This window comes from Streptomyces sp. NPDC054956, assembly GCF_053609185.1.
In genome coordinates, this window is record NZ_JBSGXB010000037.1 from 1 (window position 1) to 1752 (window position 1752).

Genomic DNA, 1752 nt, shown 5'->3' on the forward strand with positions numbered 1-1752 from the left:
GCGGCGACCACCGCCTCCGCCTCCTCCTGCGGGCAGTGCACGATGACCTCGTCGTGCTGGAAGAAGACGAGCTCGGCCCGCATCCCCGCCGCCGCGATCGACTGGCGCAGGGCCGCGAGCAGCAGCAGCGCCCAGTCCGCGGCGCTGCCCTGCACCACGAAGTTGCGGGTGAAGCGGCCGCGGGCCCGGGCGTCGGTAGAGGCGTAGCTCGGGACGTAGCCGTCGGGGGGCTCCTCGGCGTCCCCCGGCTCGGCCGGCGGCGGGCAGGTGCGGCCCAGCCAGGTCCGTACGAGCCGACCCTCCTCGCCCGCCTTCGCGGCGTCGTCCACGTAGGCCACGGCGCGGGGGAACCGGCGGCGCAGCGCGGCCAGGTTCTTCAGGCCGTCGCCGGAGGTCTGCCCGTACACCGCGCCGAGCACGGCGATCTTGGCCATGTCCCGGTCGCCGGAGAAGCCCTGGCGGGAGATGGAGGTGTACAGGTCCTCCGGGCGGCCGGCCACCTCCATGAAGGCGGGGTCGCGGGAGATCGCGGCGAGCACCCGCGGCTCCATCTGGTCGGCGTCGGCCACGACGAGCCGCCAGCCCGGGTCGGCGACGACGGCCCGCCGGATCACCTTGGGGATCTGCAGGGCGCCGCCGCCGTTGGTGACCCAGCGGCCGGTGTAGGTGCCGCCCGGGATGAACTCGGGGCGGAAACGGCCGTCGTGGACCCAGTCGGCGAGCCAGCCCCAGCCGTGCGCGGTGTAGATCCGGTACAGCTTCTTGAACTCGACGAGGGGTTTGACGGCGGGGTGGTCGAGCTCCTGGATCTCCCAGCGGCGGGTGGACTTGAGCTTGATCCCCGCCTCCGCGAAGGCCTTGATGACGTCGGCCGCCAGCTCGGGACGTACGCGGCGGCCGAACGCGGCGGAGACCTCGTCGGCGAGCTCGGCGAGCCGGCGGGGCTGGCCCCGGCCCGCGTACCGCTCGCCGAGCAGCTCGGTGAGCAGCGCCCGGTGCACGTCGGCCCGCCAGGGCAGCCCCGCGCGGTTCATCTCGGCGGCCACCAGGAAGGCGGCCGACTCCGAGGCGACGAGCAGCCGCATCCGGGCGGGGTGGGAGGTGGCCTCGATCCGCTTCGTCTGGTCGGCGTGGATGGCGACCAGCGCGTCGAGGGGGACGGGGGCCGGCTGGGGGTCGAAGAGGGAGTGCTGCGTACCCGGCTCCGCCGCGCGCTGCGGGGGGTCGGGCGGAACCGGCGCGTTGGTGAGGCGGGCCCAGGCGGCCGCCGCCGAGCGGGGTTCGCCGAGGCGGCCCTCGTGGGCGAGGAGCAGGAGCTCGGCGTCCTCGATGTCGTGGCAGCGGTCCACGCGGGTGCCGGTGGCGAGGAGACGGGGGTAGACGGCCGCGGTGGATCGCCAGATCCAGCGGGTGGTGGCGGGGGCGGCGCGGATCGCCTCGGCGGGGTCTTTGGTCGTGACGCGGGCTCCGCCCGCGGTGGGGTCCAGTGGCATGGCCTGCCACAGGCCGTCGCCGTCCTCGGCGAGGGCCCACCGGGGAGTGCGCTCGGTCATGAGTGCGAGTGTCCCACCGGGGTCTGACAGGGGCGTGGCGCGCCGCGCGGGGCTGTCCCCGGCCCGGCCGGCGGGCCCGGCTGCGCGTGGTCCGCTGCGCGGGGCGAAGTCCCCTACCCGCCCTTCCCCCGTAGCGGGGGGGGGGGGCGGGGCGCGCCCGGGGCGGGGCCCGCCGCAGCGGGGGGGGGATGTGGGGGGC

General features: G+C 76.5%; 1 protein-coding gene. It reads right to left on the reverse strand.

Going from position 1 to position 1752, the window contains the following annotated elements:
- Positions 1-1553: bifunctional 3'-5' exonuclease/DNA polymerase (locus ACWGDE_RS09780; protein WP_453388459.1), on the reverse strand; the 1553-nt coding region annotated here is incomplete at its 3' end.
- Positions 1554-1752 lie beyond the last annotated feature (199 nt).